Here is a 14,859-nt window from a genome sequence, read left to right as displayed (position 1 = left end):
AGCAAACAGAGACCTGTCCCTGTTCGAGGGGAGGCCATCCCTAGAATACCAGGTTGGTCATTATTACACTGGCGATAATTCCTGTCAGCGTGGTCAGCAGGCATCCCAGGAGGGTGTAGCGCGTCTTCTTCACCCCTGCTGCCATAAAGTATACCGCCATGGTGTAGAAGATGGTCTCCGTGCTGCTCATCATAACGGATACCAGCCTCCCCAGATAGGAATCCGGCCCGTACTCCTTGAAGATATCCAGCACCAGACTGGTGGCCGCCGAGGAGGAGAACATCTTGATGATTGCCACCGGAACCAGTTGGGAGGGAAAGTGCAGCAGATCGGTCAGCGGCTTTAAGATGCCGGATAGGATTGTAAGGGTTCCAGAAGCGCGTAAAATCCCAATAGCGACCATCAAACCGATGAGGGTGGGTAAAATGTCAAATACGACTTTAAAGCCGTCCTTGGCCCCCTGAATGAATTCGTCAAAAATATTGGTCCTCATAAGAAGACCGAAGCCTATGATATAAAATAGAATAAATGGGATGATATAATCCGACAAATAAATCAAAAACCTCATAATTACCCTGCCTTTCTTCTATTTTCTGCGGCTGCACAGCTTCCTTGCCGCAATGGAAAAGAGAACGCCGACACAGGTAGAGCAGATTGTCGCCGCCAGCCCGGCGCCCAGAATTTCGGCAGGATTCACAGATCCGTACTGGCTGCGGTAGGCAATTACATTCACCGGGATTAGCTGCAGGGAAGATATATTAATAATGAGGAGGGTGCACATATCACAGCTGGCCACCTCCGAATTCCGATTCAGCTTCTTCAGCTCCTGCATCGCCATTAGCCCCATAGGAGTGGCTGCCCAGCCCAGACCCAGAATATTGGCAATCATGTTGGAGGCAATATATTCATTTACCACATGCTCCCTTGGGATACTGGGATACAGAAACCGGAGCAGAGGACGCAGGGCTTTGGTAAAGGAAGCCACCAACCCGCATTTTTTTGCAATTTGCATCACACCGGTCCACATAGCCATGATTCCGAGCATGGTAATACAGAGTGTTACCGCTTCCTTGGAGGAGTTAATCGCGGCTTTGCTGACCTCACCGATCTCCCCCCTTAACACCCCGATGGTTACCCCTAACACAATCATAATTCCCCAAAGGTAGTTTAGCATTCTCCTCACCGTTTTCCGTTTTTTGGTTTGTCAATATAACTATATTCCGCTTATCAGCATAAATTCCTGCAGTTTTTTTATGTTTTTAGTACTTTTTAGTTCCCTTTTACATTTATTGTTTAAATTGTGCTATGTTTTGACAATTATTTTAGTTGACATCAAAAAAATCCTATGATATCTTAATTTATGCCATTACAAATAATGTAAGCTTATCAAGTGTATGCTTGCATGAAGTAAAGCATTCTATTATTATTCCCCATACAAGTGAAAAAGGAGGTTTATTTATGAAAAGTACTGGCATTGTAAGAAGACTGGATGAGCTTGGAAGAATCACTCTTCCCATCGAGTTGAGAAGAACATTGGATGTAAGCGAGAGAGATCCACTGGAGATTTTTGTTGAGGAAGGAAGAATCATTCTTCAGAAGTACGAGCCCACCGATATTTTTAACGGCAACAAGGACAATCTGCTGGAATATCAGGGAAAGAAAATATCCAAGGATACTATCGTAGAACTTGCAAAGCTTGCAGGTCTCATCGAATAGTTACATAATTAAAAGAGCCTGCCGTGAGAACGGCAGGCTCTTTTTCATTACAGGCTATCGCTTGTTTTTTGTCCGCAGGAAGGGTCTGACGCCCCAGACAGTATCCGGCTCCACCTTATAGTCTTCTCCGGTTGCGGTATCACCCCGGTACAGCTCCGCAATACTGTAAGCCTTGCCTGACGGAGCCGGGGCCGGAGATATCTTAAGGGTATTCTTCTCCATGGGGATGCCGTTCTGGGCAAGATATTTTATTCTTCCTGTTTCCGTATCATTCTCGTAAAAATACTTCTTCATGCTGCCGTCCTCCAGCGCATCATAGAAGATTCCCTCTGTAATGGTTACCTCCTTATATAACTCGCCGGCCTTCTTTTCCTTAAGCTTCATCTCCGCCACCCTGCCGGAGCCGTTGGGAAGATCATTCCCCCATTCACCCTCATAATAATAGTAGCCCCGTTTTTCCGGGTCTCCCGTGAGCATAAAGTACATTCCGGTTCCCCTCTTCACGCCGTTCATAATCTCTCCGTAGTAGACCTGCTCCCCGCTGTAGATGATCAAACCGCTTCCTTTGGAGATATCTCCTACAATATTGAAAAATACCGGCATTTCTCCCGAAGCCTCCGCTTGGAACAGCGACGTTTCCATCGCTGCCGTGATCCGGTCCGTATTCCGTTCTTCCATAGCCTGACACAATTCGGAAAGTATGTTTTCCCGCTCCTCTTCCCCGGCCTTTTGCTCTTTTGCCATATCCAGAAGCTCCTTCAACTCCTCATCCCCGGTATGCTCCAGAGCAGTGTTTAAGAGACGAATACAGGCGTTGTAATCCTTTTGTTGAATATAGATACCCGCCAGCGCCTTGTAAGCCGCAGGCTCGTCCGGCAGCAGCTCTGCAGCCTCCCGGTATTTTTCCATCCCGTCCTCATAATTTTCCTGCAGAATGTATTCCTCCGCCTGGCTGATTATGACATCGTAGTCTTCCTTCAGCAGATAGTGGTCCACCGTGATCCGAAGGGTCTCCAGCTCCTCACTCTGGGTTATCTCTATCCCCTCCAGCACCTCCTCCCTGGCGAGGTCATATTTGCCCTGCTCAATATACGCCTGGACAATGCGCTGATAGGAGGTCACATCCTTGCTTTTTAACAGCTTGGCCTCCTCATACACAGAGATAGCTTTATCATATTCCCCATTGGAAAAATAAACATCGGCACGGGAAATAGATTGAAGAAAGTCATAGTCCTGCTTGGCAGACTTGATCTCCTCCATCTTTTTTTCCAGTTTTTCTGTAGAAAGCTTCTGATAAGCAGCCCGCAATGTCTCCAGAGCCTTATCATAGTCCTTCATCCCGGCATAAGCCTCCGCCAATCCTATGGACAGAGTCTCCCTGTCGCTGTCCTTCATGGCCAGAGCTTCCTGATATGCCGCCACGGCAAGCTCATAGCTGCCTGCGTTCAGGTAGTTCTCCGCCATTACCGCACGTTCGTTAATGCGATTGTTTTTTGATTCATGATTGATAAGGATAAACCCAAAGATAATCGCTGCTATTCCCAGAATTACAACAACCGCCGTTCTCTCTTTTGTTCGAAATATCCCTGATGACATTATTTCACCTCCAAAAGACAGTTATGTCTCATCCTTCATCAGCATCTGGTAGATATCCCTTCTGCTGACGCCCCTGTCCCTGGCAACCGCCCTCATTGCCTCCTTCTTATCAAAGCCCTGCTTCGTGTAGAGCTCCATGTGCTCGGTCAAAGCAACAGCGCCCCACCGCTCCTGCTCCTCCGCTTCCAATTCCTCACCGGACCTTCCTTCAATTACCAGCACGTACTCTCCCTTCGGTTCCTCCGCTTCCAGCTGGGCAACCGCTTCCCGAAGAGTGGTACGCTGCACTCTCTCATACCTCTTTGTCAGCTCCTTAATAATGGATATCCTCCGGTCCCCCAATGCCCCCAAAAGCTCCTCCAGGGTCTTGGACAGCCGGTGAGGCGCTTCATAGAGTATCAGCGTCCTCGTATCCTTCTCCAGCTCCTTCAGCACTCTCTGCCGTTCCTTCCTGTCACTTGGCAGAAAGGCCTCGAAACAAAATCTTCTGGTAGCCAGCCCCGACAGGGTTAGCGCCGTTACCGCGGCGCACGCTCCCGGAAGGGAGGTGACTTCAATCCCCGCTTCATAAGCCTGCTTCACCAGCTCTTCCCCCGGATCGGAGATCCCCGGGGTTCCCGCATCGGTAATCAGTGCAATATTCACACCCGCCTTCATCTGCTCCACCAGATATCTTGCCTTCTCTATCTTATTGAATTCATGATAGCTGGTCATAGGTGTCTTTATCTCAAAATGATTCAGCAGCTTAATGCTGTGCCTGGTGTCCTCCGCCGCAATCAGATCCGCCTCCTGCAGTGTTTTCACCACCCGGTAGGTAATGTCCTCCAGATTCCCGATTGGCGTGGCACATAAGTATAACATACCGGACATAATAGATCCTTTCCTGGACAAACAATCCTTCTCTCATCCTGTCAATCCTCTGATGGTACAAGCTGCGCCATCCTTAATATCCATAGATCGTATGGATTTCTTCCGTATATACCCCCTGCTCCCGATAAACGATCAGAGGAGCCTCCACCTTAAGCATGGATTTCCCCCCTTTGACACACTCCAGAAGCACCATGTTCGGCTCCTTGTCAAGATAGGGATGTACCAGCTTCATTCTCTTGGGCTCCAGCTTATAAGCCATGAGCCGGTTCATAATCTCCGCCAGGCGGAAGGGACGGTGCACCAGATAGAAACGCCCTCCCGGCTTCAGCAGCCTGGCTGTCTCCCGGATTACATCCTCCAGAGTACACAAAAGCTCATGCCGTGCAATGGCTTTCGCATCGCCGGGGTTGACCAGGCCATGGCCGTGATTCATATAGGGCGGGTTGCTGGTAACAACATCGAAGGAAGCCAATCCAAATAAAGCAGAGGCTTCCTTGATATCCCCGGTAATAATATCAATTTTATCTTCCAGTCCATTCATGGCAACGCTCCGGCGCGCCATATCCGCGCTTTCCTCCTGGATCTCCAGGCCGGTAAAATGCTGTCCCTCCGTCTTCGCCTCCAGCAGGATGGGTATGATCCCCGTTCCGGTGCCCAGATCCAGCACCCTTTCCCCGGGAATCACCCTGGCGAAGCCGGAAAGCAATACCGCGTCCATGCCAAAACAAAACTTCTTTGTATTTTGAATTATCTTATAATGATTCCTGTTCAACTCATCCGCCCGCTCATCCGGCTTCAGATACTCTTCCTCCCTGCTATTCATCATCCAGTAAGGATTTCCCCTCTTTCTTCTCCAAAAGCTCCAATGCTCTTAATTCGTCATTCTCCAGAGAGGTATTGCGCTCCCTGCGCTTTCTCTGCTTGAACCGCAGTTCGTCCGCCTTGTATTCCCGTACTTCCTTCTCGTCGTTCTCCAGGGTTACAATCACCTTCACCAGCTGCTTAAGCACACTGACACTCTGAACCTCACCCTTGAGATTATCCTTCGTGGTTACATAATCCCCCACTCCCGGCAGCTTGCTGTTCAGCTCCTCATAGGCCTCTTCCTCGTTCTTCAGACAGCACATGAGCCGTCCGCATACTCCCGATATCTTGGTGGGATTCAGGGACAGATTCTGTTCCTTTGCCATCTTGATGGAAACCGGTGCAAATTCGGACAAATGGGTATGACAGCAGAGAGGCCTTCCGCAGATTCCGATGCCTCCCACAATCTTGGTCTCATCCCGCACGCCGATCTGCCTCAGCTCAATCCGGGTCTTGAATACGCTGGCCAGATCCTTCACCAGTTCCCGGAAATCAATTCGTCCATCCGCAGTAAAGTAAAACAGCACCTTGTTGTTATCAAAGGTATACTCACAGTCAATGAGCTTCATCTCCAGACTGTGCTTTCTGATCTTCTCCAGGCAGATCTGGAAGGCATCCTTCTCCTTCTGCCGGTTGCGTTTTTCTGTAGCTATATCCTCGTCGGTAGCCTGACGGATCACCGGCTTTAACGGCTGGATCACCTTCTCATCCTCCACGTCCCGGGGGCCCAGAACCACCACGCCATATTCCACTCCCCTGGCGGTCTCGACGATTACATTGTCTCCCTGTTTTATATGATAACCGGCAGGATCAAAGAAGTATACTTTTCCCGCTCTCCGGAATCTCACTCCAATTACATTAACCATTACTGTTCTCCTTTATAGTAAGTAACATCAGCTCGATGGCAATATCAAAGTTGACATTGGCTCTTAATCTTATTTTTGCCTTTTCCATTGCATTTATAATCTTATCTATATTATCATAGCTCCGGACATTGGCCTGCTGCTTGATGAAGGAACGCTCCTCCCGGTACAGCAGAAGATCCGGGTCCATGGTTGCCTTATACATTACCACATCCCTGTACCACAGCATCATCAGATCAATGTAATCCTCAATGACCGGCTTGTTTGCTGTCAGCACCTTCAATCCCGATATAATCTCATGCAGCTCCATCTCATCTATATATTTCAGGATATGGAGCACATCCTCCTTCATTTTTTCAAAATCTCCGGAGGCGGCATACTTAATCGCCTTTCCCACGTTGCCGCTGGAAAATGCCGCCGCCATCTCCGCCTTATAATCCGGTATCTGGTGGCGCAGCATCAGAAATTCCTTAATCGCCGCCTTATCCACCGGCTTAAGATTTAACTGTACGCATCTTGACAGAATGGTGGGCAGAAGGACCGTAATATTGCTGACCAGCAGAAGCAGCACCGCATATTCCGGCGGCTCCTCCATGGTCTTTAAGAGTGCGTTCTGCGCTGCCTCCGTCAGCTTGTCCCCATCCCCTATGATATAGATCTTATAGGGGCTGCTATAGGGCTTTATCTGGATATCCCCGTTTACCTGCAGGCGGATATCATCCACCCCGATGCTTGCCTTCTCATGGGTTACACGGATAATGTCAGGGTGATTCCCGGAAGCCGCCTGCATACAGGACTTGCATCTCCCGCAGGCTGCTCCGCCCTCTTCGCACTGCAATGCACAGGCAAAGGCATCGGCAAGCAGCTTCTTGCCCATTCCTGCCTCTCCGTGAAAGATATAGGCATGGGAAACCTTCCCTGAGCGGATTGCATTCTGAAGATGCTGTATGATACTTTCATGGCCTATGATCTGTTCAAACCCTTGCATAAAAACCTCCGATCATGTAAGAATATCCAGCAATAACCCCCGGATTTCATCGATCTTGTTCAAAATCGCGAGATGATCCTTCTCATCCTTAATCAGCTCCGCCGCCAGCTCATCCAGATTCTGATCCACCAGTTTAATCATGGTATATACCCGGTGCCTTCCCTTCCGGTCCAGGAAATTCTCCCTGGAAAACTTATGGGAACGGTTAATGATCTCATTCATGAAATCCTTGATCAGCGCCCGATAGCGCTTCATATCCCGCAGGTCCATACGCTTTGTCAGCTTCTTTCCCTCCGCGGTTATTTCCTCCAGCATACCGTTTAAAGCAGCTCTCAGCTGCTGTTCTTCGATATGGGAAACCAGGGTATATTTAAAAGAACCGTCTGCCTCGGGCACCGGAGCCTTCTGCTCTATTTGCTGCATATTCTGCATTTGGTTCACCTTTATCTCCATCTCATTTCCTCCCGGAAACTGCAATTAAATAGCTGTTGACACTGTCATCCGCAGATTAGGAACGCAAGGACTGCATGAACTAATCTGCTCATCTTGGACATTATAACATGAATCCCGTTGACTTTACAGCAATTTTTTTATATCCTCCCGAATCTCACAGAGGCAGTGATCCATATCCAGATTCTGATAACGCTTTGTGATACCGCTTTTCCATAAATTCTCCTCAGAGAAGTCCTCTTCATCCGCCAGATAGCGGCGGCACATCTCCGCATATTTGGGCTGCTCCTGCTTCCGCTCCCGGCAGAGGGCCCGGGTCAGCCGGATGCCGTCCTCCACCTCCAGATAGATGGGCACCACATACTCCCTGCCAAAGTATTCCCGGATCTGCAGATAAGTCTCCAGCGTGCCGATCATAAGATAATCCGCTTCCTCCAGATTAATCTGTCCGTCATTCACGGTAAAGTAATGCCAGGTGCCGTGCACGGTCTCATAGGCCCTGTGCTCTATAATTTTCTTCTGCTTCTGAAGCTCTGCCAGGGCAGCTTCATCCACAAAATAATACTCCACTCCATGGACCTCTGAGCTTCTTATGGGTCTTGTGGTATACATCACACAGGTTCTCAGGGACAGCTCCTTCATTTCCAGCAGACGCTTGTACACCGTATCTTTTCCTGTGGCGCTTTTACCCATGACAATAAAAATTCTAGACATAATTCCATTCCTTCCTGTTCCTTCGCTCTGCCGTCCCGCTCACTATTCCACCACTTCGATCCGGCCGCCGTTCCCGCCTGTTAAGCCGGTCACCGTTATTCCCTGTTCCTGTACCTCAAGGATATAGTCAATCAGGCGGGGTGAGATAATTTCTCCCGGCACCAGAACCGGTGCTCCCGGGGGAAACAGACTGAGAAAGGCAGCGGACACCCGCCCCGCGCTCTCCTCGAAGTCCAGACTCACAGCCTCCTTCTCCCATGCCTCCCAGGGAAGAAGCCCCCTCTCAGGCTGCAGCTCCGCCATCCATTGATGACTTCTGCCAGAGCACTCTTGGCCTCCACACCCGGAACAATCTCCGGCAGCCCGCTTCTCTATATCCGAATCAATCTCCAGCAGCGCCCGGGCTAACCCTTCAAAGCCCTCGTCGGTGTCACAGATGCTTGTCATGGCCAGGATATAATCCGGCGCCTCCATCTCCAGCATCATATGATAGCGCTTCTGAAGCAGCTGATGTAATTCATGCCCTTGAAAGCCCGTTCCTGCCGCTATTACAGTAATTTTGGAAGGGTCCAGGCCATACACACCGTATTTTCCGGCAATGTCCGGCCTCAGCAGAGAAAGGTGCTTTAATTTCTCCATTCTCTTATAGAATCCCAGAAGTCTCCGCTCATAGGCTTCAAATAACTCTTCCGCTCGCTCCTCCAGCAAACGGATGCACTGATCCATTCCTGCCATCAGGACATAGGAAGGGCTGCTGCTCTGATAAACGGCCAGATACTGTCTGAGCCTGGAATCCAAAGCCGCAGCATTGGAATGAAGCACTGCCGTCTGAGTGAACGCCGGAAGGGTTTTATGCAGGCTCTGTATAACCAGATCTGCCCCCAGCCTCACCGCACTCTCCGGGAAGCCGCGGGAAAATCCAAAATGGGCTCCATGTGCTTCATCTACCAATAAATATGCCCCATATCTATGGACAAGCTCTGCAATTGCCCCAATATCCGATACCACTCCCTCATAAGTGGGGGAAGTGATGATCACCAGCCGTATATCCGGGTGGGTTATCAACGCCTTCTCCAAATCCTCGGGAAGAATTCCACCGGCAGAGGGGATTCCATCAATTTTTTGTGGATGACAATAGACCGGAACCAAGCCTCTGAGGATAACTCCATGATAAACTGCTTTATGACAGTTACGGCCAAGGAGCACCTTATCCCCTCTCTTCACCGCTGCGGATATTCCGGCCAAAATCCCTGCCGTGCTGCCATTGACCAGAGGATAGGAGGCTTCCGCCCCATAGAGACGGCTGATTCTTTCTGACAATGACCGAAGTATGCCCTCCGGCTGATGGAGGTTATCAAAGCCATCAATTTCCGTTATATCAAAACAATAGGGGTTGTCCATTCTGCAAAGCTCCGTATTACGCTTGTGTCCGGGCATGTGCATCGGGTAACCCCCATCCTTGCTATGCTTTATTAATTTATCATACAATCCATCTGATGCCAAATAATTCTCTCCTCGTTTTCCCATACGTATCAATGCATCCCTGCCTTCTACGCACGGTATAGTGTCTGTTCCATCTCCTTTTTCCGGCCCTTCATCCGGTACAGCCTGGCATCCGATACCAGAAGGCATTCCTCGATGGTCGTATCCGCATCCGGCCTGACGAGATACCATCCATAGCTTACATATACCTGATAGCTCCGGTTGCTTTCCTCATTGACCTGCCTCAGCCTCTCTTCAAAACGCCAGGCAAATTCCTCTATCTTATCCTGATCATAATCCATGCCGATTACAACGAATTCATCTCCGCTGACACGGATGCAGATCTCATCATCCCGGGCGGCATACTGCAGCGCTTCCGCCACAGTCCGTATCGCGGCATCTCCGCTGGCATGTCCGAAGGTATCGTTAATATATTTTAATTTATCGATATCCGCTGACAGCACCATAAGCTTCGTCTCGCTCTTAATACACTGAAACAGATAAAGTTTCCCCAGCTGCTCCAGCGCCCTGCGGTTATATAAATCCGTCAGCTCGTCCTTAATGGACATATCCTCCAGACGGCTTACCAGCCGGGTTAAAACATTGTGTATCCGGATATTCTCCAGTGCATTGCATATATTCGTAAGCCACCCATGATAAGAAGACTGATATATCTCCCCGTCATGGAAGCTGATTGCCGTATAACCGAAGCAAATCTCCTGATGATGAAGCATATTGAATAAAAATATCTGAGGTTCACTTCCCACATACCGGGGAGGAATCAGCGCAGGCAGGGAATATTCCGTCCTCTGAAGCCATTCTCCATTATGAATTCCAACCTCCATCACCATCTCATCCCCCTGGACAATGCCGGCATTCTCCCCCTCTCCGCGAAGCTCCCAATCCTTATAAAGGCACATATAGAAGCTGGAAAAATCCTCATTCATATAAGTATAGGAGGCCAGCCGGCGATTCAGCTCTGCAATGGTCTTGATGCTGGTCAGCTCGACGGACATAAAAGCATTATTGGAAATCGCCAGATCCTTCGCCTCTAATTCATTGAGAATTCTGCTTCTCTGTCTGGAAACCTCCTCCTGGTTGCTAACCGGTCTGCACCCGCAGGATTCCCTCCAGCAGGTTACCGTCTTCACTATGGTATCCCTGCCCTGAGGAATATTATGATGATGCATATCTATTTTATCAACTGCCGCCTTGCCCATCCCAAAGACCGGCACCCCGGCCGTCGTGATAGACGGTGCATAAATCTCCGCCATCAGTATATTGTCACAGCCGGAAACCGCGATATCCTCCGGAACGCGGATGCCCCGCTCTTCCAGAGCCTTGCAGACGGTTATCGCCATATAGTCATTGGCACAGATAATGGCTTCCGGACGCTTCTGAGGGTCGGCCAGCCAATATCTCACCGCATCATATCCGGTATACTTCCAGAAATCACCGTAATAAATCTGCTCGTCTCCAACCGGCAGCTGGTATTCCTCCATAATTCTTCGAAAAGACTCCAGACGCTGCACCGCAGCCGGATTACTTCTCGGGCCGGTCAGAAAATGAATCCGCTTATATCCATGATCCACGATAAAATGCCGGATGATCTCATCCAGTACCATTGTATCGTCAACCAATACATTATAATAATCTTCCATCCTCTTTCTCACACTGACCACAGGGCAGGATGCAAATTGGGATATCCGCTCCAGGACGCTGAGGTCAAAGCCCTGGGCAAACATCGTATCCGGCACGATGATAATCCCGGCCAGCTCCTCATAACAGGGCAAAGTCGTAATGCTGCGTTCCCCTGTCTCATATTCAAATTCTCCGTATCCCAGGAAATTAGTAAAGAACGCCACATTATAACCCAGCTCCTTGGCACGCTCGCTGATTCCCTTGCTTAAGGTCTCTTGAAACTCCTGATATACCTGTGTTACAAAAACCCCTATTGTTTTTCTGCCGTTTCCAAACATACGGCTCTTCTGTGTATCTGACATTGCGCCCACCCCTTTGCCAGGACTGCTTCCAGGTTACGCCATTACTGCCATACTCCGTTACAGCACATAGCAGCATGACCATCTGACCCTTATATCATACAATATTTTCTTACAAAATACAATATTCTCTGATTTAAATGGATACAATCACAAATTAACTCCATTAAGAATAAAAACCACGTATTTCATTGATTATTCCCCTTGATCGCCTATCGTAATTGTGATTCAGTAGTACAGAATCTTTATATTCATACTCCATTCCCTCAAAAACACGAAAAGCAAATCATCTTAGTTCTTATCTCACATGCAAAAAGAAGGCCCCAGCTTACATTGAGAACCTTCTGTCTTATACCTTATGCCAAAATCGCCTTGTCGTTTGCAAACTCCTGTCCTGATACCGCCTCAAACTGGTGCATCAGATCCGCCACCGTGAGTTTCTTCTTCTCTTCCCCTGTGATATTTAAAATAACCTTTCCGTCATGCATCATGATTAAACGGTTGCCATGGGCAATGGCATCCTTCATATTATGGGTAACCATCAATGCCGTCAGACGATTCTCCCCAATGACCTGATCCGTGACACGGAGCACCTTCTCCGCGGTTTTGGGGTCCAGGGCAGCGGTATGCTCATCCAGCAGCAGAAGCTTCGGCTGCTGCAGGGTCGCCATCAGCAGAGTCAGCGCCTGACGCTGGCCGCCGGACAGGAGCCCAACCTTTGCGGTCATCCGGTTTTCCAGACCCAGATCCAGTATTTTCAGCAGCTCACGGTATCTCTCCTTCTCCTGCCGGGTAATTCCCCAGCCAAGGGTTCTTCGCTTGCCGCGCCGGGCAGCCAGCGCAAGATTCTCCTCGATCTCCATGCTGGCGACGGTTCCCGTCATCGGGTCCTGGAAGACACGGCCCAGAAAGCCCGCCCTTTTATGCTCCGGCAGACCGGTGATATTCTGTCCGTCCAGAAGAATCGCCCCGCTGTCCACGGGCCAGACACCGGCAACGGCATTTAACGTCGTGGATTTACCGGCGCCGTTGCCTCCGATGATGGTACAGAAATCTCCCGGCTCCAGATGGAGATCCACCCCATTCAGAGCAGCCTTTTCATTAATGGTACCCAGATTAAAGGTTTTATGAATGTCTATGATATTCAGCATATTTATTCCTCCTTCTCCTTTCTGGCCTTCAGAGCAGTCAGGGAAGCCTTTGCCGTACGGCTGAAGGAGTTCTTGCTCCTGCCCTGAAGATAGGGCACCGCAAGGAATATGGCTACAATAATTGCGGTAAACAGCTTAAGGTCATTGGAATTCAGCTTCAACCAGAGCACTATATTTACAACAACATAATAGATAATGCCGCCCATAATTACAAAAATCAGACGGATCGCAAAGTTCATATGCTTTCTTAACAGGCCTTCTCCCAGTACTTCTCCGATAATTACGGCAGCCAGGCCGATGACAATGGCTCCCCGGCCCATATTGATATCCGCAAAGCCCTGATACTGTACCAGCAGCCCGCCGGACAGCGCCACCAGGCCGTTGGACAATGCCAGTGCCAGAATCTTGGTGAAATTAATATTAATGCCGTTGGCCTTGCTCATGGAAGGATTGCTTCCCGTTGCCCGTATGGAGCTGCCCTGCTCGGTGCCGAAATACCAGTACAGCAGAGCGATCAAGGCCGCCGCAAAGAGCGCGCCCACAAAAATTGACCTTACGGGGATCATAAGGGACACCATCAGGTTATATTTCTGAGCGCTTAAGGCTTTATTAGCAGACATACCCATGATATGCAAATTCACCGAGTACAGGGCAATCTGGGTCAGGATACCGGAGAGAATCGGCGGAATTCCGAGGACAACATGCAGCAGACCGGTAGTCAGACCGGCCGCAACTCCCGCCAGAGTGGCAGCAAGCAAAGCCACGGGAAGCGGCACTCCCGCCAGAACCAGCATTACCGTGACCGCACCCCCTGTGGCAAAGGAGCCGTCCACCGTCAGATCCGCAAAGTCCAGCAGCCGGAAGGTGATATATACGCCAAGTGCCATAATACCCCAAATAATACCCTGAGCAATGCTGCCGGGAAGGGCATTGAGTAAATTCATTGGATCAAGGCTTGCAAAATAATTCATTTTTCTCCTCCTCATATAATCGCTTTAAGGGGTGCCGGTTATCACGGGGCACCCCTTTTATGACCACTCCAATTGCTTCTGCCGATTATTTCACCTCAATGGGGGTATAGCTGTCAGGAATCGTAACTCCCAGCTTCGCGGCACGGTCAGCCATATACTTGTATGTAGTGCTGGGGGAATACTGAACCTCCATTGCAGCTGCATCAGCGTCGTTTACAAGGATTTCATAAGCCATCTCACCGGTTGCATAGCCCAGTTCATAATAGTCGATGGATAAAGTGGCCACTCCGCAGCCCCTGCAAATACCTTCCTCACCGGTTACAATGGGAACTCCCGCAGGCTCCGCAACATTATTAATGGCTTCCGCACAGGAAGCAGCCGTGTTGTCCGTAGGAATAAAGATGATATCGCTGTTGGAGCAGGCATTCTGTGTAACAGAAGCCACATCATTGGAATCTGCAAAGGTATATTCCGTACAGGTATAACCCATCTCTTTCAGATATCCCTGAATGGTAACAGACTGATACTTTGAATTGGGTTCTCCTGAGCAGTAGAGAATACCGATCTTCTTTACATCAGGGAACAGCTCCTTAATCATCTCCGCCTGCTTGTCCAGAGGAGCGAGGTCCGCGGTGCCTGACACATTCATGCCGGTTACTCCGGTCCAGTTATCAATGTCCAGAGCCGTGGCATAATCCGTAACAGAGGTTCCCAGAATGGGAATCGTGTTGGTTGCGGAAACGGATGCCTGGAGAGCCGCCGTGGCATTGGCCATAATCAAGTCATATTTACTGGAAACGAACTGGTTCGCGATTGTGGCACAAGTGGGAGAATCTCCCGCAGCATTCTGTTCATCAAATATAATCTGATTGCCCAGCTTCCCGGTTAAGGCATCCCGAAATCCTTTGGTAGCGGCATCCAGCGCTTCGTGCTGAACTAATTGCAGGATTCCTACGTTATAAACCGTCTTCTCATCCTTCTGACCGTCGTCTTCCTTGCTCTCCTGGTCTCCTGCCGGTTTCCCGCTTCCGGGCGTCTTGGTGTCCGGGGTCCCGCAGGCGGCAAGGCTCAGAACTAAAACAAATGCTAACATCAATGCTACTATCTTTTTCAAAAAACTACCTCCTCATAATCTGTACACTCTAATTTTGTGCCGTACTACCTTTTACCGTGCTATTTTCTTGCAGCACTGCC

At 49.5% G+C, this 14,859-nt stretch carries 15 protein-coding genes; 1 reads left to right on the top strand and 14 read right to left on the bottom strand.

Annotated features, from left to right (window positions below; genetic code table 11):
- Positions 1 to 40: 40 nt before the first annotated feature.
- On the bottom strand, positions 41 to 568 hold the full coding sequence (locus HNQ56_RS13735) for a spore maturation protein (protein WP_429147146.1): 528 nt from the start codon (positions 566 to 568) through the stop codon (positions 41 to 43).
- A gap of 18 nt (positions 569 to 586) precedes the next feature.
- Positions 587 to 1,174, bottom strand: a complete 588-nt coding sequence (locus HNQ56_RS13730) for a nucleoside recognition protein (RefSeq protein WP_429147144.1) — start codon at positions 1,172 to 1,174, stop codon at positions 587 to 589.
- A 284-nt stretch (positions 1,175 to 1,458) separates the two neighbouring features.
- Between HNQ56_RS13730 and HNQ56_RS13725 the strand changes: the two genes are divergently transcribed.
- Positions 1,459 to 1,716, top strand: a complete 258-nt coding sequence (locus HNQ56_RS13725; RefSeq protein ID WP_429147141.1) for an AbrB/MazE/SpoVT family DNA-binding domain-containing protein — start codon at positions 1,459 to 1,461, stop codon at positions 1,714 to 1,716.
- Positions 1,717 to 1,770: 54 nt separating this feature from the next.
- Here the strand turns inward: HNQ56_RS13725 and HNQ56_RS13720 are convergent, their stop codons facing one another.
- The 12 genes from HNQ56_RS13720 to HNQ56_RS13665 all read right to left on the bottom strand — a co-directional run bounded on the left by HNQ56_RS13720 (position 1,771) and on the right by HNQ56_RS13665 (position 14,779).
- Positions 1,771 to 3,312, bottom strand: a complete 1,542-nt coding sequence (locus HNQ56_RS13720; protein ID WP_429147139.1) for a tetratricopeptide repeat protein — start codon at positions 3,310 to 3,312, stop codon at positions 1,771 to 1,773.
- 21 nt (positions 3,313 to 3,333) lie between these two features.
- Positions 3,334 to 4,182 (bottom strand): 16S rRNA (cytidine(1402)-2'-O)-methyltransferase, encoded by an 849-nt coding sequence (gene rsmI / locus HNQ56_RS13715; RefSeq protein WP_429147136.1) that lies wholly within the window; start codon positions 4,180 to 4,182, stop codon positions 3,334 to 3,336.
- Between the two features lie 73 nt (positions 4,183 to 4,255).
- Positions 4,256 to 5,008, bottom strand: coding sequence for a tRNA1(Val) (adenine(37)-N6)-methyltransferase (locus HNQ56_RS13710; RefSeq protein WP_429147133.1), 753 nt, complete (start codon positions 5,006 to 5,008; stop codon positions 4,256 to 4,258).
- Complete coding sequence (locus HNQ56_RS13705) at positions 4,998 to 5,912, bottom strand: PSP1 domain-containing protein (protein WP_429147131.1); 915 nt, start codon at positions 5,910 to 5,912, stop codon at positions 4,998 to 5,000. The genes HNQ56_RS13710 and HNQ56_RS13705 overlap by 11 nt, the downstream gene beginning before the upstream one ends.
- The gene (gene holB, locus HNQ56_RS13700; protein WP_429147129.1) at positions 5,905 to 6,897 is read right to left on the bottom strand and encodes a DNA polymerase III subunit delta'; all 993 of its coding nucleotides are present in this window, start codon (positions 6,895 to 6,897) and stop codon (positions 5,905 to 5,907) included. Before holB ends, HNQ56_RS13705 begins: the two co-directional genes overlap by 8 nt.
- Positions 6,898 to 6,909: 12 nt before the next feature.
- Positions 6,910 to 7,350 carry a YaaR family protein gene (locus tag HNQ56_RS13695; protein WP_429147126.1) on the bottom strand — a complete coding sequence of 147 codons (441 nt, stop codon included), beginning with the start codon at positions 7,348 to 7,350 and terminating at the stop codon, positions 6,910 to 6,912.
- A gap of 123 nt (positions 7,351 to 7,473) precedes the next feature.
- A complete protein-coding gene (locus HNQ56_RS13690; RefSeq protein WP_429147123.1) occupies positions 7,474 to 8,061 on the bottom strand; it encodes a nucleoside/nucleotide kinase family protein in 588 nt (195 codons plus the stop codon).
- A gap of 42 nt (positions 8,062 to 8,103) precedes the next feature.
- The gene (locus HNQ56_RS13685) at positions 8,104 to 9,588 is read right to left on the bottom strand and encodes an aminotransferase class I/II-fold pyridoxal phosphate-dependent enzyme (protein ID WP_429147121.1); all 1,485 of its coding nucleotides are present in this window, start codon (positions 9,586 to 9,588) and stop codon (positions 8,104 to 8,106) included.
- Positions 9,589 to 9,611: 23 nt separating this feature from the next.
- Positions 9,612 to 11,546 carry a substrate-binding and GGDEF domain-containing protein gene (locus HNQ56_RS13680; protein WP_429147118.1) on the bottom strand — a complete coding sequence of 645 codons (1,935 nt, stop codon included), beginning with the start codon at positions 11,544 to 11,546 and terminating at the stop codon, positions 9,612 to 9,614.
- Between the two features lie 353 nt (positions 11,547 to 11,899).
- On the bottom strand, positions 11,900 to 12,694 hold the full coding sequence (locus tag HNQ56_RS13675; RefSeq protein WP_429147116.1) for an ABC transporter ATP-binding protein: 795 nt from the start codon (positions 12,692 to 12,694) through the stop codon (positions 11,900 to 11,902).
- Positions 12,695 to 12,696: 2 nt separating this feature from the next.
- Positions 12,697 to 13,665, bottom strand: a complete 969-nt coding sequence (locus HNQ56_RS13670; protein WP_429147115.1) for an ABC transporter permease — start codon at positions 13,663 to 13,665, stop codon at positions 12,697 to 12,699.
- Between the two features lie 85 nt (positions 13,666 to 13,750).
- On the bottom strand, positions 13,751 to 14,779 hold the full coding sequence (locus tag HNQ56_RS13665) for an ABC transporter substrate-binding protein (protein ID WP_429147112.1): 1,029 nt from the start codon (positions 14,777 to 14,779) through the stop codon (positions 13,751 to 13,753).
- Positions 14,780 to 14,859 lie beyond the last annotated feature (80 nt).

It is taken from the genome of Anaerotaenia torta (assembly GCF_050433395.1).
In the GTDB taxonomy this organism is placed as follows: Bacteria; Bacillota; Clostridia; order Lachnospirales; family Lachnospiraceae; genus Mobilitalea; species Mobilitalea torta.
The sequence above is the reverse complement of the archived record's forward strand: the minus strand, read 5'-3'. Positions and strand labels throughout refer to the sequence as shown.